Origin of the sequence: Streptomyces sp. SudanB25_2051 (assembly GCF_964272635.1) — a bacterium.
Lineage (GTDB): Bacteria > Actinomycetota > Actinomycetes > Streptomycetales > Streptomycetaceae > Streptomyces.
This window is the reverse complement of record NZ_OZ186787.1, coordinates 6,386,824-6,409,663: the sequence shown is the minus strand read 5'-3', so window position 1 is coordinate 6,409,663 and position 22,840 is coordinate 6,386,824. Positions and strand designations below refer to the sequence as shown.

19 protein-coding genes and 1 riboswitch are annotated in these 22,840 nt (G+C 74.9%); of the genes, 7 read left to right on the top strand and 12 right to left on the bottom strand.

What is annotated here, in order from left to right; all coding sequences use genetic code 11:
* Positions 1-27 precede the first annotated feature (27 nt).
* On the top strand, positions 28-1,074 hold the full coding sequence (locus tag ACSUPT_RS28095) for a phosphatidylinositol-specific phospholipase C domain-containing protein (RefSeq protein WP_403503489.1): 1,047 nt from the start codon (positions 28-30) through the stop codon (positions 1,072-1,074).
* Positions 1,075-1,185: 111 nt separating this feature from the next.
* Here ACSUPT_RS28095 and ACSUPT_RS28090 read toward each other — a convergent pair whose 3' ends face one another.
* From ACSUPT_RS28090 to ACSUPT_RS28060, 7 genes are all read right to left on the bottom strand, one after another.
* Complete coding sequence (locus tag ACSUPT_RS28090) at positions 1,186-2,583, bottom strand: DUF6397 family protein (RefSeq protein WP_436946042.1); 1,398 nt, start codon at positions 2,581-2,583, stop codon at positions 1,186-1,188.
* A 132-nt stretch (positions 2,584-2,715) separates the two neighbouring features.
* Positions 2,716-3,123 (bottom strand): roadblock/LC7 domain-containing protein, encoded by a 408-nt coding sequence (locus ACSUPT_RS28085; protein ID WP_351964278.1) that lies wholly within the window; start codon positions 3,121-3,123, stop codon positions 2,716-2,718.
* A gap of 99 nt (positions 3,124-3,222) precedes the next feature.
* Complete coding sequence (locus tag ACSUPT_RS28080; RefSeq protein ID WP_351964277.1) at positions 3,223-3,807, bottom strand: GTP-binding protein; 585 nt, start codon at positions 3,805-3,807, stop codon at positions 3,223-3,225.
* Positions 3,788-4,195: a DUF742 domain-containing protein gene (locus ACSUPT_RS28075; protein WP_404145880.1), complete on the bottom strand. Its 408-nt coding sequence runs from the start codon at positions 4,193-4,195 to the stop codon at positions 3,788-3,790. The genes ACSUPT_RS28080 and ACSUPT_RS28075 overlap by 20 nt, the downstream gene beginning before the upstream one ends.
* Positions 4,196-4,213: 18 nt before the next feature.
* A complete protein-coding gene (locus ACSUPT_RS28070) occupies positions 4,214-4,651 on the bottom strand; it encodes a roadblock/LC7 domain-containing protein (protein WP_365727630.1) in 438 nt (145 codons plus the stop codon).
* Positions 4,648-7,455, bottom strand: a complete 2,808-nt coding sequence (locus ACSUPT_RS28065; protein ID WP_436946041.1) for a sensor histidine kinase — start codon at positions 7,453-7,455, stop codon at positions 4,648-4,650. Before ACSUPT_RS28065 ends, ACSUPT_RS28070 begins: the two co-directional genes overlap by 4 nt.
* A 264-nt stretch (positions 7,456-7,719) precedes the next feature.
* Positions 7,720-8,583: an MHYT domain-containing protein gene (locus ACSUPT_RS28060; protein ID WP_436946040.1), complete on the bottom strand. Its 864-nt coding sequence runs from the start codon at positions 8,581-8,583 to the stop codon at positions 7,720-7,722.
* A gap of 148 nt (positions 8,584-8,731) precedes the next feature.
* Here ACSUPT_RS28060 and ACSUPT_RS28055 point away from each other — a divergent pair, with 148 nt between their 5' ends.
* The 3 genes from ACSUPT_RS28055 (at position 8,732) to ACSUPT_RS28045 (ending at position 11,015) form a co-directional block, all read left to right on the top strand.
* Positions 8,732-9,331: a class I SAM-dependent methyltransferase gene (locus ACSUPT_RS28055; RefSeq protein WP_436946039.1), complete on the top strand. Its 600-nt coding sequence runs from the start codon at positions 8,732-8,734 to the stop codon at positions 9,329-9,331.
* Positions 9,332-9,545: 214 nt separating this feature from the next.
* Positions 9,546-9,866: a hypothetical protein gene (locus ACSUPT_RS28050; protein WP_399218357.1), complete on the top strand. Its 321-nt coding sequence runs from the start codon at positions 9,546-9,548 to the stop codon at positions 9,864-9,866.
* Between the two features lie 243 nt (positions 9,867-10,109).
* On the top strand, positions 10,110-11,015 hold the full coding sequence (locus tag ACSUPT_RS28045) for a hypothetical protein (RefSeq protein ID WP_436946274.1): 906 nt from the start codon (positions 10,110-10,112) through the stop codon (positions 11,013-11,015).
* 425 nt (positions 11,016-11,440) lie between these two features.
* On the opposite strand, the gene ACSUPT_RS28040 is transcribed toward ACSUPT_RS28045, so the two are convergent.
* A complete protein-coding gene (locus ACSUPT_RS28040; protein WP_436946038.1) occupies positions 11,441-11,626 on the bottom strand; it encodes a hypothetical protein in 186 nt (61 codons plus the stop codon).
* 73 nt (positions 11,627-11,699) lie between these two features.
* On the bottom strand, positions 11,700-12,773 hold the full coding sequence (locus ACSUPT_RS28035; protein WP_436946037.1) for an acyl-CoA desaturase: 1,074 nt from the start codon (positions 12,771-12,773) through the stop codon (positions 11,700-11,702).
* 325 nt (positions 12,774-13,098) lie between these two features.
* Between ACSUPT_RS28035 and ACSUPT_RS28030 the strand changes: the two genes are divergently transcribed.
* Together ACSUPT_RS28030 and ACSUPT_RS28025 are read left to right on the top strand one after the other, a co-directional pair.
* Positions 13,099-16,065: a DEAD/DEAH box helicase gene (locus tag ACSUPT_RS28030; RefSeq protein WP_436946036.1), complete on the top strand. Its 2,967-nt coding sequence runs from the start codon at positions 13,099-13,101 to the stop codon at positions 16,063-16,065.
* Entirely contained in the window at positions 16,062-17,420 is a 1,359-nt protein-coding gene (locus ACSUPT_RS28025) for an SWF or SNF family helicase (RefSeq protein ID WP_436946035.1), read from the top strand. Before ACSUPT_RS28030 ends, ACSUPT_RS28025 begins: the two co-directional genes overlap by 4 nt.
* Positions 17,421-17,703: 283 nt before the next feature.
* Here the strand turns inward: ACSUPT_RS28025 and ACSUPT_RS28020 are convergent, their stop codons facing one another.
* Positions 17,704-18,549: a bifunctional 5,10-methylenetetrahydrofolate dehydrogenase/5,10-methenyltetrahydrofolate cyclohydrolase gene (locus ACSUPT_RS28020; RefSeq protein ID WP_404146272.1), complete on the bottom strand. Its 846-nt coding sequence runs from the start codon at positions 18,547-18,549 to the stop codon at positions 17,704-17,706.
* A gap of 59 nt (positions 18,550-18,608) precedes the next feature.
* Positions 18,609-18,697: riboswitch (ZMP/ZTP riboswitch) on the bottom strand.
* 178 nt (positions 18,698-18,875) lie between these two features.
* Here ACSUPT_RS28020 and ACSUPT_RS28015 point away from each other — a divergent pair.
* Positions 18,876-19,595 carry a leucine-rich repeat domain-containing protein gene (locus ACSUPT_RS28015; RefSeq protein WP_361660300.1) on the top strand — a complete coding sequence of 240 codons (720 nt, stop codon included), beginning with the start codon at positions 18,876-18,878 and terminating at the stop codon, positions 19,593-19,595.
* 566 nt (positions 19,596-20,161) lie between these two features.
* Here ACSUPT_RS28015 and ACSUPT_RS28010 read toward each other — a convergent pair.
* Together ACSUPT_RS28010 and ACSUPT_RS28005 are read right to left on the bottom strand one after the other, a co-directional pair.
* On the bottom strand, positions 20,162-21,493 hold the full coding sequence (locus ACSUPT_RS28010; RefSeq protein ID WP_436946034.1) for an MFS transporter: 1,332 nt from the start codon (positions 21,491-21,493) through the stop codon (positions 20,162-20,164).
* Positions 21,490-21,912, bottom strand: a complete 423-nt coding sequence (locus ACSUPT_RS28005) for a MarR family winged helix-turn-helix transcriptional regulator (protein ID WP_436946033.1) — start codon at positions 21,910-21,912, stop codon at positions 21,490-21,492. The genes ACSUPT_RS28010 and ACSUPT_RS28005 overlap by 4 nt, the downstream gene beginning before the upstream one ends.
* Positions 21,913-22,840: the final 928 nt, after the last annotated feature.

The window sequence follows — 22,840 nt, the reverse complement described above, 5'->3', positions numbered from 1 at the left end:
GTGGCCGACGAGGAAACAGGGGCTGTTATGGGCGTGTTGGCACGTTCTGCGGGGGCCGTCGTGGTGGCGGGGGTCATGGTGCTGGGCGCCGCTCCCGGTGCGGCCGTGGCCGTCGATCCGGGGCAGCTGTCCTATGGCGCGTCGACGGCGGTGGGCGTCCACAACGCCTACGAGAAGACCAAGTACCGGTACTTCGCGGACGCCCTGGACTCGGGTGCGGCCATGCTGGAACTCGATGTGTGGACCAACGCGTTCGGCCGGTCCTGGCGGGTGTCGCACAGCAATCCCCTCGGCAACGACAACAACTGCGAGAACGCCGCGCACGCGGGCGAGCTGCGCACCAAGTCCCGCAACCAGGATCTCGGGGGCTGCCTCGCCGACATACGCGCCTGGCACGACGCCCACCCGGGGCACCGGCCGGTCCTGCTGAAGATCGAGATGAAGGACGGGTTCCAGGACCGCTACGGGCGGGGGCCGGCCGCGCTGGACGCGCTGCTGACGGCGCGGCTGGGTGACGCGCTGTTCCGGCCGGCCGATCTGATCGGCACCCACCCGGACCTGGACACGGCCGTCCGCACCGATGGCTGGCCCAGCCGCGCCCGCCTCGCCGGCAAGTTCATCGTCGAGCTGATCCCCGGCACGGTCGAGGAGGACAACCCGGCCGACTCCCTGTGGACCGATCGCGAGTACGCCGGCCATCTGCGGAACCTCGCCGCCGCCGGCCGGCTGGGGGAGGCCGGCGCGTTTCCGGCGGTGCACCGGGCCCAGGCCGGTGACCCCCGGCTGCGCTACTCGGACGCCGGACTGCGGCCGTGGTTCGTGGTGTTCGACGGGGACGCCTCGGTGTACGCGGGCGGTTCGGTGGACACCTCCTGGTACGCGCGACGGAACTACCTGGTCGTCATGACAGACGCGCACAACGTCGCCCCGGCCATCGACGGCACCAACCCGACCGAGGCGCAGGCCCGCGACCGGCTCGCCCTGCTGGCCGGGCGGCACGCCAGCATCGTGTCGGCCGACTGGTACCCGCTCCCGGCCGTCCTGTCGTCGGTCGTCCCCCGCGCGGGCGCCTAGGCAGATCCGTCACCCGGGGGCCGGAGCGTACGGGGGCATCCGGCCCTTCGGCACGGGCAAGGGGGTGTTGCCGCCCTCCGTCCGGCACGTCCGCCTCGGCGCCCGGGTGTGTCACCCCACTCGGGGCCTCCGCAGGCCGAGCCGGGCGAGGAAGCCCGCACGCGCGGTCTTACGGCGGCGCCTCTCCGGGCCGTGCGGCCGCACGGGACCAGGCGCCGGGCGGCCTGGCGCGGTGGGACCAGGATGCGCCTGCGGGCCGGGCGGTGCGGTGGGGCCGGGCGGCCCCACGGGGGCATGCGGCGCGGTGAGCGACGTCGGTGCGGGTCGTTGTCGCGTGCGGGGCGGCACCGGTCGGCCTTCTGCCCCGCCCCCTGCGTAGCTGGGCGGCACCGGCGTTCGCGTGGCCGCGCTGACCGCTGCTCCCGTGTCGGCACCCGCGCGGACGGCCATCCCGGCCGCCTGCGCCCAGGGGGTCCAGAATCCTTGGGCGGCCACTGGGGCCCCGATGGGCGGGCCGACTGGCTCTGCCGGGTCCGTCGCCGCAGACGAGGTCGCGCACGGTGCGACGTGCGGCGGCGTGAGCGATGACGCTGGTGCCACCGGCACAGCGGGGGACCACGGTGGGGGCGGCGCCGGCACTCCCGGCACGGTCGACCCGGGTGTGGCCGACCCCGGCACGGTCGAGCCTGGCGCAGCCGAGCCCGGCATGGTCGCCCACGGCTCCGTCGAGCCCGATGCCAGCGTGCCGGGGCCGAGCACCGGGGAGCGCCTCCGTGCCGCGCGGAGCGCTTCAGCCAGCTCCGCGCGCAGGCCCGCCGCTTCGTCCGGGTCGTCGGCGATCAGCAGCCGGTCCGCCACCGCACGGGCGGCGGGCGACTCCGGATGGCCGTGCGGCGGCGGGGGCCTCAGCCGCTCCAGGCGGGCCCGCTCGTCCATGTCCGGAACGACCGCGGCCAGCTCGTGCGGATCGAGGAACGACGCGAGCGCCGCCACGCGCGCCCAGGCGTCCCACGCCTGGTCCATCAGCAGTCGCCGGCGGCGGGCCCGCCATGTGCGCGGCCGGGCGTCCTCCCCCGCCTTGAGCCGCTCCCTGAGTCCGGCCGGCGCCCGGCCGGTGAGGAGCTCCCGATGGCGTGCCGCGGTCTCCACGACCTCGCGGGCCAGGTAGAGCCAGACGACAGCGCGGTACCGGTTCAAGTAGTAGGCGACGGGCGAGAAATGGCCGGTTCTCGCCAGTCGGGTGAAGCGGTCGGGCGAGATGCCGGCCAGTTCGGCCGCCTGCGCGGTGCCGACGGTGCGGACCCGGTCGCGCAGACCGGCCGGGAAGTCCGGCTCGGCCCGGAGCCGGTCGATCTCCTCCTGCGGGACCCTGGGCCGCCCGCCCGACGGCGCCGGTACCGTCCGCACCTGCCCCAGGTGCACCGCGAGATCGAACTCGCTTCGGCGCAGAACCAGTTCCTGTGCCGCCTTTCCGTAGGCGACGGTGTGTCCGATCTGATCGACTGACATGCGGCTCCCCCGAATCTCGACTTCGACTACTCTCTGTGACGAACGTAGCGCAGCCGGAGTTCCCCCGCGCGAACCTGTGGATAACTCGGTGTGATCGCGGCGGGCTTGGAGGGGTCGTGCGCGAGGGCCGGGTCAGGAGGCGTCGGGTGTGTCGGAGTGGCGTGATGCCACGGCCAGGTGGTCTCCGACGCGGTTGACGAGGAGCGTCATCTCGTAGGCGACATGGCCCACGTCCGCCTCGGAGGCGCTGAGTACGCAGAGGCAGCTGCCCTCTCCCGCGGCGGTCACGAAGAGTAGGGCCTCTTCGAACTCCACCATCGTCTGGCGGGCCTCCCCCACCCCGAAGTGGCGCCCGGCTCCCCGGGCCAGGCTGTGGAGTCCCGACGAGACGGCCGCGAGGTGCTCGGCGTCCTCGCGGGCGAGTCCGCTGCTGGCGGCGGTCACGAGTCCGTCGTTCGACAGCACCAGGGCGTGGTGTATGTGCGCCACACGCTGGGTCAGATCGTCCAGGAGCCAGTCGAGTTCCTTGTCGAGCGCCATGCCCGGTCCTCCCCGTTTTCGTATGTCCCCGTTTTCCCCGTGTCCGCGTAAGCCTTACCCACCGGGGTGGGCGCGGCAAGCGCCCTCCCGGTCACCTGGTCACGAAACGGTCTCGAGCATGCGGGCCGTGTGGACGCGCCCCGCGTGCTCGACGAGCCGTACGAGGACCTCCTTCCCGGAGTCGCGTTCGCGGGCGTCGCACAGGACGACGGGCGTTCCCGGGTCCAGGTCGAGGGCGTCGGCCACCTCGGGCGCGGAGTACGAGCGCGCGCCGGGGAAGCAGTTGACCGCGACGAGGAACGGGATGCCCCGGTGCTCGAAGTAGTCGACGGAGGGGAAGCAGTCCTGGAGCCGCCGCGTGTCGGCGAGGACGACGGCGCCCAGGGCTCCCTGGGACAGCTCGTCCCACAGGAACCAGAACCGGTCCTGTCCCGGGGTGCCGAACAGGTACAGGGAGAGACCGGACCGGATGGTGATCCGGCCGAAGTCCATGGCGACCGTGGTGGTGGTCTTGTGGTCCACTCCCCCGGTGTCGTCCACGTCCCGGCCGGCTTCCGTGAGCCGTTCCTCGGTGCGCAGGGGACGGATCTCGCTCACCGCTCCGACGAGGGTGGTCTTGCCGGCGCCGAAGCCGCCGGCCACGAGGATCTTCAACGCCAGGGTGTCAGAGGGCTCGAAGGCCATTGATCACTTCTCTCAGGATCTGTTCGTCGGGCAGTTCCGCCGCGGGTACCGGGCGGTGGACGGTGACGAGTCCGGCTTCGAGGAGGTCGCCGAGCAGGACGCGTACGACGCCCACGGGCAGGTCCGACTCGGCTGCCAGGTCGGCGACGGACTGCGTCGCGGTGCGGCACAGGGCCATGAGGACGCGGTGCTCGGGACCGAGGAGCAGGTCATCGGCGGTGGGCGGCTCGGGGGCCGCGGCCACGAGGGCGATCAGGTCGAAGCGGGCGGTGCCCGCGCCGGGTCTGGTGCGCCCGCCGGTCATGGCGTACGGCCGTACGAGGGGGCCGGCGTCGGCGTCGTACCAGCGGCTGCCGGGAGGGTGCGGGCCGCTGTCCTGGGGGGTCATCGCGCGCTGTCCGTTCCGTCAGCCGGCCGCCGGGGCGTGGACCGCGCGCGGCGGGGTGTGGAGGTGCTCGCCGACGCGCTTGACCAGGCGGGCCATCTCGTACGCGATGAGGCCGATGTCGGCGGAGGCGTGGCTGAGGACGGCCAGGCAGGAGCCGTCGCCGGCCGCGACGACGAACAGGAAGGCGTCGTCGAGTTCGACCATCGTCTGCCGCACCCCGCCGACGCCGAAGTGCCGGCCCGTGCCCTTGGCGAGGCTGTGGAACCCGGAGGCGACGGCCGCCAGGTGCTCGGCGTCCTCGCGGCCGAGGCCGCTGGAGGCGCCGACGGGCAGCCCGTCCGCGGAGAGTACGACGGCGTCGCGGACCTCCCGTACGCGTGCGATGAGGTCGTCCAGCAGCCAGTCCAGGTCCCGTGAGGCGTGGTGCCGCGCGGTGTGGCCCTCGTGGTCGGTCATCTTGCGTCTCCTTCGCTGCCGTGGGGGTGGGAACGGCCGCTGCCGGCCGCCGTTCCGGGGAGGGGCGGGCGGGCGGCTGCCGGGCCCGGCGCGGGGCCCCTGCCGCGCGCCCACCCCGCCCGGTAGGCCGCCATGCGGTCCCGGACCTGCTCTGGGGTGCGCTCGGGCGGGTCGTCGGCGGGCGGGTGCGGAGGCGGGTCCTGCGGCGCCGGGGGTGCCTGGCGCAGCTGGGGGGCGAGGCCGGCCTGCCGTACGCGGCGTGGCAGACCGTCGCCCGCTGGCCGTGGTTCCGGGGCGTGATCGGGGCCGCGGTCCCGCGCGGGGAGGGCGGCGGCAGGGGGCCGGGCCGACGCAGCGGCCCCCTGCGCGTGGGGATGCGCGGGCGTGTGGGGTGGGGCCGTCGGGCGCAGGCGTGCCGCCGGCGGCGCCGCGGGGGCGGAGTCCCGGGCGTGTGGCGCCGGTGCGCTGTCCCGTACGTGAGGCGCCGTTGCGCCGTCGCGTGGATATGGGGCCGGTGCGCCGTCCCGTAGCCGTGGGATGGGCGTGCTGCTGTCCTGTGGGCCGGGGGCGGGGGTGCTGTCCTGTGCTCGTGGGGTGGGGCGGCGGGCGGGCTCTCTGACGGGGAGGGTGCCCTGCAGCAGGTCGGTGGGGAGGAGTACGACCGCGGTGGTGCCGCCGTAGGCGGAGGTGCGCAGCTGGACCTTGATGTCGTGGCGGACGGCGAGTCGGCTGACGACGAACAGGCCGAGCCGGTCGCTGTCGAACAGGTCGAGCGACTCGGATCCGGCTATGCGCCGGTTGGCGTCTGCGAGGGCCTGCGGGCTCATGCCGAGGCCCCGGTCCTCGACCTCCAGCGCGTAGCCGCTGCCGACCGGTTCGCCGGTGACGCGGACCTTGGTGTGGGGTGGGGAGAACTGGGCGGCATTCTCCAGGAGTTCGGCGAGGAGGTGGGTGAGGTCGGCGACGGCGCCGCCGGTGACCGCCGTCTCCGGCAGGGGGTGGACCTCCACGCGCGCGTAGTCCTCGATCTCCGAGACGGCCGCGCGGACCACGTTGGTGAGGGGGACCGGGGTGCGCCAGGCGCGGCCGGGGGCGGAGCCCGACAGGATGATCAGGCTTTCCGCGTGGCGGCGCATGCGGGTGGTGAGGTGGTCGAGACGGAAGAGGTCACCGAGTTCGTTGGGGTCGTCGGCGCGGCGTTCCATGCTGTCGAGCAGATGGAGCTGCCGGTGGACGAGCACCTGGCTTCTGCGGGCGAGGTTGACGAAGACCCCGGAGATGCCGTCGGCGAGTTCCGCGCGTTCGACGGCGGCGTTGAGCGCGGCGCCGTGGACGGTGGACAGGGCCGCCGCGACCTGCCCGATCTCGTCGTGCGTGGGGGGTGCCTGCGGTGCCTCGGCGTGGATGTCGAGCTCCTCCCCCGCGCGCAGGCGCCTCATGGCGTCCGGGAGGCGGCGATGGGCGATGTCCAGGGCGGAGTCGCGCAGGCCGACGAGTTCGACGACGAGGGCGCGGCCGATCCGTACGGAGATGACGAGGGCGGCGGCCACAGCGGCGAAGCCGAGGAGGACGGCGGCGCCGGCGGGGGTGAGGGCGCCGCCGACGAGCGGATCGGCGCGGTCGGCGGCGGCCCTGCGGGCGTCGTCCTCCAGGGCGGCGAGGCGGGCCCGTATGGCTGTGTGGGCGGGGTCCCAGGTGGTGGCCGGGGCTGCCTCGGCGGCGCGGCGTGCCGTCGATGCCTTGGCGACGGCTTCCTCGGCGGCGGTGAGCCGCTGGTACGCGCTGCCGTCCGCGAGGCGGCGCCACGCGGTGCGGGCGGGGACCGGTAGATCGGCGGTGGCTCCCCGCAGCAGGGCGCGGCGGGCTTCGGCGGCTCCGGTGAAGTCGCGGCGGCGCTCTGCGGGGAAGGAGCCGGTGAGGTGGGCGGTGGTGAGCAGGGCGTCCTCCTGGGCGAGGAGTTCGGCCGCGCGGTTCAGGTCGAGGAGCACCCGTGCGGAGGCTCCGTCGGGGAGGTCGGGCAGGCGGGTGAGGGCGCCTTGGACGTCGTGGGCGGCGGCGATGATGTCCGTGTAGCCGTCGTGCAGCAGGCCCGCGGTACCGGCCGCCCGCGACCGGGTGGTGGGACGTGACGCCGGGGCCTGGGCCTGGAGGCGCAGGGGCTTGAGGCGGGCGGTCTCGTCGACGAACCGCCGCAGCCGGTCGGCGACTTCCAGTGGCAGGTCGCCAGTGTCGGCGGTGGTGTGCCGGCCGCCCAGCCGCAGGCGGGCGACGAGGGCGTCGGTACGGCGGACCCGCTGCCGCAGTTCGCCGGCGTGGACGGTGCCGGGCGCGGCGGCTTGGCGTACGGCGGCGCGGCGTTCTTCCTGCAGGGCGGTGACGGCCGCTCTGACGGGTTCTCCGACCCGCTGCTCGGCGCTCCGGGCCGCGCGGAGGTGGGCGATGTCCTGGGCGGTGGTCACGGTGGCGAAGCCCCACAGGGTGAGCAGGGCGACGACGGGGACCATGAGGAGGGCGATGACGCGGGCGCGCACGGTGCGGGCCCGTGGCAGCCGCCACGGGAGGCGCGGTTCGCCCCGCACCCCTCGGACGTGGTGCTCACGCGGTTCGCGGAGGCCACCGGGCGGGCGGGCCGTGCGCTCGCCCGGCTCGCGGGTCCTGGTCGGGCGGTCGCGGTGCTCGGCGGGCGGTGGCGGGGCCGCGTGGGCACGGCGGCCACGGGGCGGCCGGGAGGCGTCTCGGGGCGAGGGGGCCGGTGGTGGCGCGGCGGGCGTGTCGGCGCCGTCGGGTGTGCGGGGGCTGCGCATGGCCTCCTCGTTCCGGATGTTCGGGCGGTGCTGCGAGGTGCGGCGGGCGGGTTGGGGGGTGAGGGGCGGGTGGGTGACCGGTCGCGGGACGGGTGGTGCGGTCTCGTGGCGGGGCGGGGGCGGATCTGGTCCTGGCCGGGCGGCCGGGCGCGGGGGCTGGGCTGCGCCCCCGACGGTCGTACGGCCCCTGCGGGAGCCGGCGGCCGTGCGACGCCGGTGGGGCGACGACGCCGGGTGGGGTGCTGCGGGCCGTGAAACGACGGTTCAGGGCCGTTGCGGCCGGGGCTCGACGCGGGGGACGGTGCGGGCGGCGGCGCCCGCGGGGGCGGGGCCCGCGTCGCCGGGGTGGTCGGGCGCCGGGTACCGGACGGGGCCGTGCCGGGTCCGCTCGTACCGGGCCTGGCCGCGGGCCGCCGGGGAGAGGGCGACGAACGCCGCCGTGAGGAACAGGTACGAGCCGAGCCCCACGGCGAGCGGGAACACGAACTGCATGGCCGTGGCGCCCGGCAGCGGCTGGGCGGACGGTGCGACGTCGACGGTGACGGCGTACATGCCGGTGTAGTGCATGCTGCTGACGGCCGCGCCCATCACCGGGGAGGCGATCGCGACCGCCGCGGGCGACCGGATGTTCAGCGCGGCCCACAGCGCCGCCGTGGCGGCCGCGACGGCGATGACGACGGACATCGCGACGAGCAGCGGGTCGTACCGCACCGTGCCGTGCAGCCGGAGGGCCGCCATGCCGATGTAGTGCATGCTCGCCACTCCGATGCCGGTCGTCAGCCCGCCGACCAGCAGGGACCGGGCCCGCGGGTCGGGGCCCTGGGCGACGGCGAGGAGGCCGAGGCCGACGACCGCCATGGCGACGAGGAGGCTGAGCACGGTCAGCGGCACGTCGTAGCGGATGTCCGTGCCGGTGACGCCGAAGCCGAGCATGGCGACGAAGTGCATCGTCCAGATGCCGGTGCCCAGCGCCGAGGCGGCGGTGAGCAGCCAGTTGCGGCGGGCGGCGCCGGTCGCGCCCATCGCTCGGACGGTGCAGCGCAGGCCGAGGGCGGCTCCGACGCAGGCCATCGCGTACGACAGCACGGGGGTCAGCCAGCCGAAGGCGGCGTGGTCCAGGTGTCCCATGGGTCCGGGACCGTAGTCGGACAAGACACCCGGTTCGGGGACACATTCGAAAGCTGACGGAATATGACAGAGCGATGTTCCGGAACGATCGCGGACGTTCGTACGTGTGCGCAGGTTGCCGCACGCACGGGTGAGGGATCATGAACGCGTGAGCGACGACCACAGAGACGTCCAGGAGTTCTTCGCGGCGCGCGCGGCCGCCTGGGACGCGCGCTTCCCCGACGACGGTCCGGCGTACGAGGCCGCCGTCGCCGACATCGGGCTCAGGCCCGGCGACGCCGTCCTCGACGCGGGCTGCGGCACCGGGCGGGCGATGCCCGCGCTGCGGGCCGCCGTGGGACCGCTGGGCACGGTCGTCGGTGTGGACCTGACGCCCGAGATGCTGGACGCGGCCCTACGCGCCGGCCGGAACGGCAGCGGGGCGCTGCTGCTGGCCGATGTGGGAAGCCTGCCGCTGCGGGACGGCGCCTTCGACGCGGTGTTCGGAGCCGGTCTCATCTCCCACCTGGCACGGCCCGCCGAGGACCTGCGGGAGCTGGCGCGCGTGGTGCGGCCCGGCGGACTGCTCGCCCTGTTCCACCCGGTCGGGCGCGCCGCCCTCGCCGCACGCCACGGCCGGCGGCTCACCGGCGACGACCTGCGCGCCGAGGAGAACCTGCGGCCGCTGCTCGCCGGATCGGGCTGGCGGCTCCAGTCGTACGTGGACGAGGACAGCCGCTTCCTGGCGCTGGCCGAGCGGACGGCCTGACCTTCCGGGGGGCGCGGGCCTGGGACGGTGGCTGCCGGGGGGGGCCTGCCGGTTCGAGGCGTGGTCGGGTTCGGGGGACTGCGCGGTTCGGGCGCCTGCCCGGTTCCGGGCAGCGCACGGCCCACGCGCCCTACTGCGGTGGTGCCGCCGGGAATACGTTGGAGGGACGAGACGGCAGACGGCGACGCGTGCGCCGCACGGGAAGGTGGCCCCCATGTTCGACAAGCTGCGTGCGATCCTCCCGTTCCCCGCCCAGGCCCGCCGTGGCGCGGCAGCAGCGGACGGCGCGCCGGGCGCCGGTCTGCGGGCGCAGAAACGTCCGCACAACATCTTCGAGGCCGCGTCGGCCTACGTCGCCGCCTGTGCGGACGACGACGAGGACGCGATGGAGGAGGCGGCCGGCTGGGTGTCGCCGGAGGCGCTGTCCTTCGGCGTGCAGGAGCTGGCCTGCAGGGCGGTGATAGCGCTCGCGCGGGAGCGCGACGAGTCGCCCCACACGGTGGCGCGCGGTCTGCTGGGGCTCCCGCCCGGCTGAGTGGCGCCCGGGTCTCGACGGCTGGGTTACTCGCTGGTTAAGGTGCGCCGACCGACCCGCACGGCGTTCGACGGACGCACGCGGCGGGCTGTCGCGACTGTACGACGGGAGGCCGCCGTGACCGGTACGGACGACCAGCGCGCGGGTGGCGGGGCCGGACAGCAGGCCGGTTCCGCCGTCGGGCCCGCTGCCGAGGGCCCCGGCGGGACCGGTGCCGCGGGCGAGGCGGACGGCGACGACGCGCTGTATGTGCTGACGGCCCTGCTCCTCACGCCCGCCCGGTTCCCGAGCGTCCTCGGCGACGACTACCCGCAGGCGTGCCGGGCCCTGGGTCTGGAGCCGTACGCCGAGGGCTACGGGCTCGTGCTCGGGCAGGACGGCGACGGGGCGCGGTGGACGGTCGCCGTGGACGACGTGTCGCTGGTGGCGGTGGCGATCGCCGCGTGGGACTGCGGCATGGAGTACGACCTGTCGCCCGACGAGCGGAGCGTCGTCGCGGCGCTGCCGGGCTGGCCGCTCGCCCTGGCGGTCTCGGCGCCGGGCCTCCCCACGCCGCACGATCCGGAGACGGCGGAGGGAGACCCGCCGCTGCTGACGCCGCCCGACGAGACCCGGTGGGGTCCGGCGCAGCGGCGGCTCGGCGCGGACGAGATCGCCCTCCAGTGGGCGGCGTGGCGTGAGCAGCTCGGCGACGAGGATTTCGGCGCCGCCCAGCCGCCTGGCGCGGCACCCGGTCTGCATGCGGCGGATGCGCGGGCCGCCGCCGAGGGGCCGGCGGGCGGCGCGGCGCACGCCCGGCTGGAAGGCGGCGGTGGCACGGAGCGCGAGGGCGCGGCGCAGGCTGCCGGGGAGCGCGGCGGGCCTGCCGACGGGCCGGGGCCGGACGCCGCGGTGCGGCGGGTACTGGCCGAGGCGCGGGCCTACCTGGCGGACCCGCCGCCGCCCGGACGGGTGCGCTCCACGTTCGCGCCCGGCGGTGCGCGGATGCTGCGGGTGGACGGGCCGGGCTGGTCGCTGGTGGCGAGGACCGACGACATCGCCTTCGTCCTGCTCGACGAGCGGCCCGGCGAGGTGCTGCCCGTGGGGCGCGGCCCCCAGCTGCCGGGTCTGCTGGCGGGCCTGGACGCCATGGCGGTACGTCCGGGCTGAGGCCCGCACGCAGCACCTCGCGACCCAGCGGAGGCCGGCTCTGCACCTCTCCCCGGACGGGGATGAGAGGCAGGATGTCGCCAGGTCCGGTGCTGACGCCCTGAAAGGGGCGCGTGGGCAGCCCGGCCCCCTGACGGTGGGATACGGCACGGCCGCCTTCCCCTGCCCGTACGGGCCCGCTCCGAGTGAAGACTCCGAGCCTTCGCGGCTCATCTTCGGGTCGGACCTCGCTCGATAACGGACGACAAGAGTCGACTCCCCACCCACCGCGACGAAGCAGGAAATCGGCGGCAACGCTGAGGTGCGCGGTGGCGTCTGCGGGCGTGGGGCGCACGTACGGAGCCGTCGACGCGCCGCGCATCGGGCGCCGGGTGGAGCCGCCTGCGGAGAGCGGCGCGTACGGCGGGCCGCGTACGGCCCCGGGGTCAGCGGCCTATCTCGCGTCGCGCGGCCACCCGCTTGAGGCGGCGCCGCTGGCCGGGGTCCAGCGCCAGATACGCCAGGGCGGGCACGCCCAGCAGGATGAACAGGGACATCCAGAAGCCGATCAGGGGCATCAGCAGCAGCCCGACGGCCACTCCCCCGATCACGATCTTGGTCCTCGTCGACATGGACGCCTCCTTCTCGGCTGTCTGCACGGTGAACGCCCGGCCGGGCGTCGGAGTTCCGGCGGGCGGTGCCGGCTCAGGGGGCGGTGCGCAGCGGCTCGCCGACCGCGTGGAGATGGCCGAGCACCTGCCGGTACGAGTCGACGGCGCCGGTCTCCGTGTACGGGATGCCGAGCCGCCGGCAGTGGTCGCGGACGAGCGGCTGGGCGAGGCGCAGGTGGGGGCGCGGCATGCTGGGGAACAGGTGGTGCTCGATCTGGTAGTTGAGGCCGCCCAGCAGCCAGTCGGTGACGGCGCCGCCGCGGATGTTGCGCGAGGTGAGGACCTGCCGGCGCAGATGGCCCCAGTTGTCGTCGGCGCCGTCCTCGCCGGGCATGGCCATGCCCTTGTGGTTGGGGGCGAAGGCCATGCCGAGGTGGAGGCCGAGCAGCATCTGGTGGATCAGCGCGAAGAGCAGTGCCTGCCCGACGGGCATCGTGGCGAGGAGCAGCGTGGCGTAGCCGGCCACGTGCGCGACGAGCAGGCCGCCCTCCGCGAACCTCGCACGGCGTGTGCCGCGCCGGGCCCTGCCGGTGAACACCGCCTGGAAGCCGTACACCTTGAGCGCGAGCCCTTCGAGGGTGGTGAGCGGGAAGAACAGCCACGCCTGGTGCCGGGTGAGCCAGCCGCGCAGGCCGGTGCGGCCGTCCGCGTGGTGGCGGGCGAAGACGAGGACGTCGGGGGCGACGTCCGGGTCCTTGTCGACGTGGTTGGGGTTCGCGTGGTGGCGGTTGTGCTTGTCGTTCCACCACTCCTGGCTCATGCCGAGCAGCAGGTTCGCGTGGACGATCTGCAGGAGGTGGTTGGTGCGGCGGCGGGCGGCGATCTGGGCGTGCCCCGCGTCGTGGGCGATGAAGCCGGTGCGGGCGGAGAACACGGCCAGCGGGACGGCGAGGAGCAGGGTCCAGGGGGAATCGCCGTAGAGGACGAGTGCGGCGCAGACCGCCGCGAGGGCGAGGAGGTTGACGGTGATGCCGGCGGCGTACCAGCCGGGTCGCCGCTCCAGGAGGCCCTGGTCCCGGACGGCGCGCAGCAGGGGCGTGAACTCGCTCGCGCTGGTGCGGGTCGGCGCCGTGGTGCGCTCCGGTGGGGCGGCGAGGGCTTGGGGCATGGTGGTCTCCGGTCTCGGTTCTGCGGGCCGACGGTTCGGCGGGATGCGGGTGGGGCGGCGCGGGCCTCCGTACGCTGTTGCGGAAGCCCGTCGTGCCGTGGGCGACGTTGTACCCATGAACCTACGGAGAGGGCGGTGCCGCGGACCATGACGGCAGCACCCGTACGAGGTGGGGGCAACCCCTCCATCCGGAGTGGTGCGGACGCCACCCCGCCGCACCGGTGTGAGCCACCTCACGGCCGGAGGATTCCCTTCCGTCCGCGGCGTCCTGTACCGTCGGCGCTTCCACATCCGGCTAGTCAAATTTGAGGACTGCGTCAGCACCGTGCACTGGGACCCCACTCTCGCCGACCTCGCCCGCTGCTCCACCCTCTTCCTGCCCGCCGATCCCGCACGCGACGGGCGCCTCGTCTTCTGGGCGGACGACGGCGCCCCGCTGCCCGAGGCCCCCCGCTGCGGCGCCGTCGAGGAGGTGGACGTCGTCGCGGACGACGCCGCGTCGCGGCGTGTGCCGGCGCTCTGCCTGCCCGTGCGGGACGCCCTGCCGCTGCTGGCGCGTACCGGCGCCGGGTCGGTCGGCGACCCGTCGGGGTCATGCGCGTTCTGGGGGGCCGCGGCGCTGCTCGCCCTCGACCTCGTCGCGCGGGGCCGCCTGCTGCCCGGAGTGACGGAGGGCGGTTACGACGCCTGGCGGGTCGGCCCGCTCGCGGCCGAGGACCTCGACCGGGTGCGGACGCTCGCCGCGTCGATGCCTCCGAGCGCCCACGCGGTACCGGCGGGAACCGCCGAGGACGGGGCGGTGCTGCTGCCCGAACCCGAGGCGCTGCTGCGGGCGTTCCTGGACGCGGTGGCGGACGTGCTGCCCCGCACCCCGGCCGCGCCGCTCGCCGCGGGCGGTGCGCCCTTCGCGGACGTGGCCCCGCAGCGGGTGCCGGAACTGCTCGCGTGGGCGGCCGATGTGGCGGCCGGTCACGACGCCGGCGTGCGGCTCTCGCTGCGCATCGAGGTGACGGGCCTGGACGGCCCCGCCGCCGGCGAGCCCGCCACGGGGGAACCGGCCTTCCGTGCCGTGCCGCAGCTGCACCACGTCGGGGACGCGGCGCTCGTCGCGGACGCCGCCCAGGTGTGGTCGGGCGCCGCCGGCGCGGCGTTCGGGGCGTCGGCCCGCCGGGACGCGCTGCTCGCGCTGCGCCGTGCCGCCCGCGTGTGGCCCGCCCTGTCGCCGCTGCTGTCGGCGTCGGTGCCGGACGCCCTGGAGCTGGCCGACGAGGAGATCGCGGAGCTGCTGGGCGGCGCCGGGCGCGCGCTCGCCCAGTCCGGCGTACAGGTGCACTGGCCCAGGAGCCTGGCGCGGACACTCACCGCGAAGGCCGTCGTCGGGCCCCCGCGCGGCGAGGGCGACGGCGTGCCGTACGGGCGGGATTCCGGCCTGCCGTCGTTCCTCTCCGCCGACGCGCTGCTCGCCTTCGACTGGCGCTTCGCCCTCGGCGGCGAGTCCGTCGACCGCGCCGAACTCGACCGCATCGCCGAGGCGGGCCGTCCCCTGGTGCGGCTGCGCGACCAGTGGGTGCTGGTGGACCCCGAGGAGGTGCGGCGCGCCCGCGAGCGCCGGGACCGGCGCGTCACGCCCGTGGAGGCGCTCGGCGCCGTGCTGACGGGCACCACCGAGGTGGACGGCGCGCAGGTCGGTGTCGAGCCGTCCGGGTGGCTGCGGGAGCTGCGTGACCGGCTCGCGGACCCCGAGAGCGGCCCGCAGGAGGTCGCACAGCCCGCCGCGCTCGCCGCGACGCTGCGCGACTACCAGCTGCGGGGCCTGAACTGGCTGCACCGCATGACCTCCCTGGGGCTCGGCGCCTGCCTCGCCGACGACATGGGCCTCGGCAAGACCATCACGCTCATCTCGCTGCACCTGCACCGGCAGACCGATCCGGCCGCGGCGGGTCCGACGCTCGTCGTGTGCCCCACGTCGCTGATGGGCAACTGGCAGCGGGAGATCGAGAAGTTCGCGCCCGGCACGCCGGTCCGCCGCTTCCACGGGCCCCGCCGCGACCTGGACGGCGTCACCGACGGGTTCGTGCTCACCACCTACGGGACGATGCGGCTCGACAGCGGGCGCCTCGCGCGCGTGGACTGGGGCATGGTCGTCGCGGACGAGGCGCAGCACGTCAAGAACCCGTACTCGGCGACCGCCCGGCAGTTGCGGAACGTCGGCGGGCGGGCGCGGGTCGCGCTGACCGGCACGCCCGTGGAGAACAACCTCTCCGAACTGTGGGCGATCCTCGACTGGACGACCCCCGGACTGCTCGGCCGCCTCGGCACATTCCGCAGCAGGTACGCGCAGGCCGTCGAGGGCGGCGCGGACCCGGCCGCGGCGCAGCGGCTGTCCCGGCTGGTCCGGCCGTTCCTGCTGCGCCGCCGCAAGTCCGATCCGGGCATCGCTCCGGAGCTTCCCCCGAAGACCGAGACGGACCGTGCGGTCGCCCTGACGAAGGAGCAGGCCGGGCTGTACGAGGCGGTGGTGCGCGAGACGCTCGCCGCGATCGCCGCGGCGGACGGCATGGAGCGGCGCGGACTCGTCGTCACGCTGCTGACCGCGCTGAAGCAGATCTGCAACCACCCCGCCCAGTACCTGAAGGAGGAGGGCGCGCCGAGGCTCGCCGGCCGTTCCGGAAAGCTCGAACTGCTGGACGAGCTCCTGGACACGATCCTCGCCGAGGGGGCGAGCGTCCTCGTCTTCACGCAGTACGTGCGCATGGCGCGGCTGCTGCACGACCACCTGGCCGCGCGTGGCGTACCGGCGCAACTGCTGCACGGGGGTACGCCGGTCGGGGAACGCGAGGCGATGGTGGCGCGTTTCCAGAACGGGGAGGTGCCGGTGTTCCTGCTGTCGCTGAAGGCGGCGGGCACGGGCCTGAACCTGACGCGCGCCGGGCACGTCGTGCACTTCGACCGCTGGTGGAACCCGGCGGTGGAGGCGCAGGCCACCGACCGGGCGTACCGGATCGGGCAGACGCAGCCCGTGCAGGTGCACCGGCTGATCGCCGAGGGGACGGTCGAGGACCGCATCGCCGACATGCTGACGCGCAAGCGGCGGTTGGCGGACGCGGTGCTGGGCGGCGCGGGCGAGGCGGCTCTCACGGAGCTGACCGACGCGGAACTCGCCGAGCTGGTGCGGCTGCGCGCGGCGGACGGCGGTTACGACGGGGACGAGGGGCCGGAGAAGCACGGCGCAGCGGGCGCCGCGGATCAGACGGGTCTGGTGGACGGGACGATCGGGGGACGCGGACGATGAGCAGCGGATACGAGGACGAGGCGACCTTCGCCGCCCTGCCGCCCGCCCAGGGGCGGGCCTTCGCGGAGAGCTGGTGGGGCCGCGCCTGGCTGAAGGCGCTGGAGGACACGGCGCTCGACGGCCAGCAGTTGAAGAAGGGCCGCGCTCGCGCGCGCGCCGGTGCGGTGGGTGCCGTGACGGTGCGCCCGGGGCGGATCACCGCGGTCGTCACGGACCGGGACGGGACCGCGTACCGGGCCGATGTGCTGGTGCAGGAGCTGTCGGACGCGGAGTGGGACCGCTTCCTGGGCACGGCGGTGGAACGCGCGGGCCATGTCGCCGCGCTGCTCGACCGGGACATGCCTCCCCACCTGGTCGAGGACGCCGCGGCGGCCGGGGTGGAGCTGCTGCCGGGGCTCGGCGACCTGGAGGCCGAGTGCGCGTGCGAGGCGTGGGACCACTGTCCGCACACGGCGGCCCTCTGCTACCAGGTGGCGCGGCTCCTCGACCGGGACCCGTTCGTGCTGCTGCTGATGCGGGGCCGGGCGGAGCGGTGGCTGCTGGAGGAGCTGACGGCGCGCGGCACGGCCGACGGCGGTGCCGGGGAGGCCGAGGCGGCGGGGCCGGAGGGCGTACGGGCGGACGAGGCGTTCGCGATGGGCGGCATCCTGCCCCCGCTGCCCGGTCCGCCGCCGGTTCCCGAACGGGCCGGTGAGCCGCCGTCGTTGGACACGGAGACGGATCCCGGCGCGGCGGTGGACCCGGCCGCCCTGGAGATGCTGGCGGCCGACGCGGCACGGCGGGCACGGCGGATGCTCGCCGAGGTGCTGACCGCGGCGGACTCGACCACCGGCGGGCACTCCCCTGCCGGGCCCTCCCCCGCCGCTCCTTCCCCTGCCGGGTCCTCCACTGCCGGGCGCTCCGGTGCAGCGCCGGGCGAGGGCGTGTTGACGGTGGGCCAGGACGCGGTGCGCCTCGCCGCGGCCGCCGAGGCGGCGCCCGGAGTGGTGGCGCGGCTCGCCGCCGGGACGGGGCGGGACGCGGTGGGCATGGACCTCGCCGTACGGGCGTGGCGGCTCGGCGGTGCGGCGGCCCTCGCCGTACTGGAGGAGGAGTGGACACCGGAGCCCGCCGCGGCGGCGCGTGCCGAGGCGCTCGTCGCGGCTGCCGGGGAGGATGGGGAAGGGCCTGTGCTGCGGCCGCTGGGCGGCGGGCGCTGGTCCGGGCCGGGCGACGAGGTGCAGGTGCGGCTCGGGCGGGACGGCCGCTGGTGGCCGTACCGGCGGGAGGAGGGCCGCTGGGCCCCCGCGGGCCCGGCCGGGCACGATCCGGGCGCGGTCCTCGCCCCGCTGCTGGAGGGCGACGACACGCGGTGACGGCGCCCGGGGCGGGGCGGTGCCGGGCGGCGTGACGGCACGTCCGGGCGCCGTACGGGCACGGGGCGGCACCGCTGCGGCGGTGCACGGCGGCAGCGTCGTACGGGCACTACCGCGGCGCGGCGGGTGCGGCGGCGCACGGCAGCAGCGTCGTACGGGCGGTATCGAGGCGTACCGGGTGCGGCGGCGTACGAGGACGGTGGCGCCGCAGCGGGTGACCGCCGACCGCGCCGGGAGGGGCGCGGCCGGCGGTGACCCGGGCGGCCCCTCGGCCGCCCGGGCGTCAGGCGGTGGTGGCGCCGAGCTGCTGTTCGGCGGCGTCCACCGTCTGCGCCAGCAGTGTGGCGATGGTCATGGGGCCGACGCCGCCGGGGACCGGGGTGATGAGCCCGGCGCGCTCGGCGGCGGCCTCGAAGTCGACGTCCCCGACGTTGCCCTCGTTGTAGCCGGCGTCGACGACGACGGCGCCGGGCTTGATGTCCTCGCCCTTGATGAAGCGGGCACGGCCCACGGCGGCGACCACGATGTCCGCCTCCCGCACGGCGGCGGACAGCTCGGCGGCGGGCGTGTACGAGTGGCAGTACGTCACCGTGGCGTTCCGCGCGAGCAGCAGCATCCCGGCGGGCTTGCCGAGGATGGCGCTGCGGCCGACGACGACGGCGCGCTTGCCGGCGGGGTCGACGTCGTACGCGTCGAGCAGCCGCATGATGCCGCCGGGCGTGCAGGAGACGAAGCCGGGCAGGCCGAAGCTCATCGACGCGAACGAGCTGGTGGTGACGCCGTCGACGTCCTTCTCGGGGGCGATCGCCTCGAACGCGGCCCGCTCGTCGATGTGCCGCCCCACCGGGTGCTGGAGGAGGATGCCGTGCACGTCCGGGTCCTCCGAGAGGTCCCGCAGGGTGGCGACGAGCTCCTCGGTGGTGGTCGTGGCGGGCAGCTCGACGTGGCGCGAGCGGATGCCGGCCTTCTCGCAGCGGGCGCGCTTCATCCGCACGTAGGTGACGGATGCGGGGTCCTCTCCGACGAGGACGGTCGCGAGGCACGGCTGCTTGCCGGTGCGGCGGGTGAGGCCGGCGGCGCGGGCCGCGGTCTCCTCGACGAGGCGGCGGGCGAGGCCGCTACCGTCCATGAGGCGGGCGCTGGCGGTCGTGGACACGGGTCCTCCTGGGCGTCGGCAGACAGATGCGTGCTGATCGCCCAGGCGCGCGGCAGGTGGCGGGGTCCGCCGGGCCGCTCCCCGGTGGTACTCCACCCAAGCGCCAGTCACGGCCCGCCCCCACTCTACGGCAGGCCGGGACGCACGGGGGCGCCGGGCCGGGCGTGCAGGAGGCGCAACGGGGCACCGGCTCGCTGCCGGGCGGGCCGGGAACGTGGGCGGCGGCGAAATCCGGGGGTGCCGGCCGGGCGCGCGCACCACAATCAGGGTCCCGACCGGCGGATGCGGAGGAGACGGCAGTGCGGCACACCCTGAACCTGTGGCGGCGACAGCTCGGAGAGGTACCCGGCACGGTCTGGCAGCAGACCGGACTGCAGGTGCTGATCCTCGCGGACAACGGCCTCACCCACCTGCCGCCGGACATCGGACGGCTGCGGAGGCTGACGACCCTGGACCTGGGCCACAACGCCCTCACGTCGGTCCCCGACGAGCTGGGTGATCTGAGCGGGCTCAGCGACTTCCTCTACCTGCACGACAACCGGCTGTCACGGATCCCCGGCACTCTCGGCAATCTGACCCGGCTGCGCTACCTCAACATCGGCGAGAACGAACTGGCGGAACTGCCCGAGGCGTTGGGGTCCATGACCGGGCTGGTCGAACTGCGGGCGCAGCACAACCGGCTCGCCGCGCTCCCCGACTCCCTCGGCGGGCTGGGCGGACTGCGGGAGCTGTGGCTCCGGGGGAACGCGCTCACGCGGGTGCCGCCGTCGGTCGCCGCGTTGCGGGAGCTGCGCCATCTGGACCTGCGCGAGAACCTCCTGAGCGAGGTGCCGCCTTCGCTGGCCGGCCTTCCGCGTCTGCGTCAGATCGACGTGCGGGGCAACCGGATCAGCCGGCTTCCGGAGTGGCTCCTGGAGCTGCCCGCGCTCGAGAAGCTCGATCTGCGCTGGAACGCGGTCGACCCCTCGCTGCCGCTGGTGCGGGAGTTGGAGCGGCGGGGGTGCGTCGTCCTGGCGTGAACACGGCGCGGGGGTCGTCGTGTTCGGCGGGAGGGGCGGGGGTGTCGGCGTTTCGGCCATGCCCCTTCCGGGCGCCGCCCCACGTGCCGCACGGGTGGTGTAGGGGAGTCGGTGGCGCGGGGGTCGGCACGCCAGCCGGGCCCTGTGTCACGCGAAGATCCGGACCGCAAGCACGCCCGCCCCCCGAACACGGCGCGTACAAGGCCGTCCTGCGCGGCAGGATGTGTGAGGACCAGATCATCGTCCTGATCTCGCACCACCTCGCCGGCGTCGTGGAGTGCGATCGCTTCTTTCTACGAGACGGGCCGAATCGTCGAATCGGGCTCGCACGGCGAGCTCATGGCGCCCGGCGGTCTCTACGCACGCACGTGCACCCTCAGGCCGAGGGCTGCCGGTCCCGCGACACCACTGTGGAAGGGGCGGCGTCATGAGGGCCGGGGCGCGAAGGTGGTCGGCCCCGCCGTCCGCCCGGCACCGGGCGGGACACCCGGCGCGGTGAACGTCCGCGAGGTCCGCCAAGGAGGACTCGTAGGTCCGTCGTCGTGGAACGCCCTTGGCCAGGGGCGTCAGAGCACCGCTTTCGACGGCCCCTCGCCGAGCCCGATGTCGGCCCCGTGCCCGGCTTGCACACCAGGGGTTTCAGGTCCAGTCCGCTCCTCCGTAGGGGGCGGTGTGCGGTAGGCGCGAAGGGGGCCGTTGGCCGCCGCCACGGCCGCGATCGCCAGCACGGCGGACAGTCCGCCGAAAACGAGCGAGAAGGACGCCGAGGTGGCCGAGGCCAGCAGGCCGCCGCGAAGGTTGCCCAGTTCGGGACCTGCGACGCCGATGACGTGTTCCACCGAGGAGACCCTCCCCCGGTACGCGTCCGGGGCCTCCAACTGGACCAGCGCCCCTCGGGTGATGACGGACACCGTGTCGGCGGCGCCCGCGACGGCCAGGCAGGTGAGCGCCAACCACAAAGGTCCCGCCAGGCCGAAACAGGCCAGCGCCAGCCCCCAGACAGCGGCTGCGGAAAGCTGGACGAGACCGCCACGGCGCCAACGTGTGACCGTGCCGGAGAGCAGTCCGGCCGTGATTCCCCCGACCGCGACGGCCGAGAGGAACAGACCGAGGGTCTGTGGGTTTCCGCCGAACCGGATCTCGTTGACGAGCGGGAAGAGCGCGACCGGCATGGCGAGCAGCGTTGCGGCCAGGTCTGTGGCCATCGAGCCCCACAGGGTCGGGCGGCGCAGGATTCGCCAGCCACCCCGCCCCGGACGCCGCTTTTCCCCGGCTGCCCCGGCGCCGTCGGGAGGCATGGCAGGCAGGCGGGTCAGTGAGAGTGCCGCGATGGTCGCGGTCACGACCTGGGCGGCGTATGCGGCAGGGACATCCCAGCGGGCGATGAGCAACCCGGCCAGCACGGGCCCAGTCAGCATGGCCGCCTGGAAGGAGACGTTCATCAGCGCGAGGCCGGCCGCCACCTGATCGCTCGGCAGCAGCCGGACGGGCAGTGTGCGCCGCGCGGGGGCGCCGAGAGCGCTGCAACTCGTCCCCACGGCGACCAGGGCGAGCAGGAGGAGCACGCTGCGGTTGCCCGCCACCGCTTGGGTGTGCAGTCCGGCGGCGGCCAGCAGACTGCCCACGGTGGTGACTCGCACCACCGCGCGGCGGTCGAAGGTGTCGGCCAATGTGCCGCCGAGCAGCCCGAACAGCACCATCGGCAGCCCGGTGGCGAGCCCGATGGCACCTGTGCCCACCGGGCTGCCGGTCAGCTCCCAGACCTGGGCCAGCACCGCCACAGTGGCTATCTGTCCGCCGAGTTGAGACGCGGAGGTGCCGATCCACAGGTCACCGAACGGCCTGCTGCCGCGCAGTGGCCGGGTGTCGAGGAAGCGGATGACGCCGCGCCCGCTCATCGCGGCGGCTCGACGAGGTGATCAAGAATCCGTCGGCGCATCGGCCGGCGGTCCAGCGCCCGCCGCACTTCCTCGACGACGGCGGTCATCGCGTACGGGATCTCGCGGTCCAACTCGGCGACGGTGTCGTGGGTGGCACGCCACTCCGCCTCGAGGAACGGCACCAGTGACCGCGCGTGCTCGGTCAGGTCGATTCGCCGGGTACGGGCGTCAGGCCCGGGCTCGGAGGTGACCAGCCCTTCCTTGCGCATGGCGGCGACGGTCTGACTGGTGGCGGAGTGCGAGCGCCCCAGGGACTTCGCCAAGTCGCGAATGGTCATTGGTCCGGTATGGGCGAGCCGGATGAGCGGATAGGCGAACCGAGGCCGCACTCCTTGGATTCCGCGCTCGACGTAGACCTGCTCGATCTCGGCGTCCATGGCCGCCAACAGCTCGTGCAGGGAGTGCCAGGGGTCGGGTACCGCCGTGGGGTCAGAAGGTGTCACAGCGCTAATATAACAGCGCTCATACATGTCCTTGGCAGGATCGTCCTCGAGACGCTCGCCTGCGGGGGCGCGACTGACACTCGACGTACACCGAATCCCTCGCACCGCCGTCGAGCGCCGCCGGCTGCGGAGGCACCACAAGGCCCGCGCCGAGGAGCTGCTCACTGCCGAGGCGGGGCGGTGCGGTCGTCCGCGCACGCACCGTCAGCCGCACTGCGATGGACACCGCAACGCCGTTGCGGCCGCTGGGGTACGACCGGCGCTCATGTCGTTCGACTTCCCCCTCCTACTGGGCCCTTCATGACCTGCGGTCCACGGCGGCGTTCCCGATGCCCCCACGACGCGAGCATGCCGCCGGTCTCCGCGCAGGACGGCCTTCGCCACCAGGCGCTGTGCCTTTGGCGGCCGGCCGGCCGCGGGGAAGATGAGCGTGGAAACAAGACCATCTGCCGGATCTGTGGATACGGCGAGGAGATGCTCTGGAAGGGTGGCCGGCCGACGGCGGCCATATGCCCGTGCTGCGGCCACGAGTCCGACGTCGGTGACTCCAGCCTCATGAGTCCGCGCAATTGCCGCGGTTACCGGGTGGGACACGGCGCCCAGCGGCACAGCGCGCTGGAGGAGCGTAAGCACCTGCTCCGCGGCTGGGACCTGCTGCGGCAGATGGCGAACATCCCGCCCGAGTGGCGTTGCCCCGGTCTGCCGCCGGCGCGGCACACCCGCGGTCATGGCGTTGGAGGTGTGCGACCGCGTGGACCTCTCCCGCTCGCCGCCCTGCCGGAACGGAGGTCGCCCACTGCCGCGCCGGGCTCGACGCGTACCGGTCGGGAGCTGCTCTCGCGGTCCCATTGCGGGAGGCCGG

What these genes read in the sequence shown, in the direction of transcription:
- ACSUPT_RS28090 (WP_436946042.1), bottom strand. Translation starts at nt 2,583, where the DNA reads ATGTCAGTCGATCAGATCGGACACACCGTCGCCTACGGAAAGGCGGCA.
- ACSUPT_RS28075 (WP_404145880.1), bottom strand. Translation starts at nt 4,195, where the DNA reads ATGACCCCCCAGGACAGCGGCCCGCACCCTCCCGGCAGCCGCTGGTAC.
- ACSUPT_RS28010 (WP_436946034.1), bottom strand. Translation starts at nt 21,493, where the DNA reads ATGAGCGGGCGCGGCGTCATCCGCTTCCTCGACACCCGGCCACTGCGC.
- ACSUPT_RS28025 (WP_436946035.1), top strand. Translation starts at nt 16,062, where the DNA reads ATGAGCAGCGGATACGAGGACGAGGCGACCTTCGCCGCCCTGCCGCCC.
- ACSUPT_RS28005 (WP_436946033.1), bottom strand. Translation starts at nt 21,912, where the DNA reads ATGGACGCCGAGATCGAGCAGGTCTACGTCGAGCGCGGAATCCAAGGA.
- ACSUPT_RS28040 (WP_436946038.1), bottom strand. Translation starts at nt 11,626, where the DNA reads ATGTCGACGAGGACCAAGATCGTGATCGGGGGAGTGGCCGTCGGGCTG.
- ACSUPT_RS28065 (WP_436946041.1), bottom strand. Translation starts at nt 7,455, where the DNA reads ATGCGCAGCCCCCGCACACCCGACGGCGCCGACACGCCCGCCGCGCCA.
- ACSUPT_RS28085 (WP_351964278.1), bottom strand. Translation starts at nt 3,123, where the DNA reads ATGGCGCTCGACAAGGAACTCGACTGGCTCCTGGACGATCTGACCCAG.
- ACSUPT_RS28060 (WP_436946040.1), bottom strand. Translation starts at nt 8,583, where the DNA reads ATGGGACACCTGGACCACGCCGCCTTCGGCTGGCTGACCCCCGTGCTG.
- ACSUPT_RS28050 (WP_399218357.1), top strand. Translation starts at nt 9,546, where the DNA reads ATGTTCGACAAGCTGCGTGCGATCCTCCCGTTCCCCGCCCAGGCCCGC.
- ACSUPT_RS28035 (WP_436946037.1), bottom strand. Translation starts at nt 12,773, where the DNA reads ATGCCCCAAGCCCTCGCCGCCCCACCGGAGCGCACCACGGCGCCGACC.
- ACSUPT_RS28020 (WP_404146272.1), bottom strand. Translation starts at nt 18,549, where the DNA reads ATGGACGGTAGCGGCCTCGCCCGCCGCCTCGTCGAGGAGACCGCGGCC.
- ACSUPT_RS28095 (WP_403503489.1), top strand. Translation starts at nt 28, where the DNA reads ATGGGCGTGTTGGCACGTTCTGCGGGGGCCGTCGTGGTGGCGGGGGTC.
- ACSUPT_RS28070 (WP_365727630.1), bottom strand. Translation starts at nt 4,651, where the DNA reads ATGACCGACCACGAGGGCCACACCGCGCGGCACCACGCCTCACGGGAC.
- ACSUPT_RS28080 (WP_351964277.1), bottom strand. Translation starts at nt 3,807, where the DNA reads ATGGCCTTCGAGCCCTCTGACACCCTGGCGTTGAAGATCCTCGTGGCC.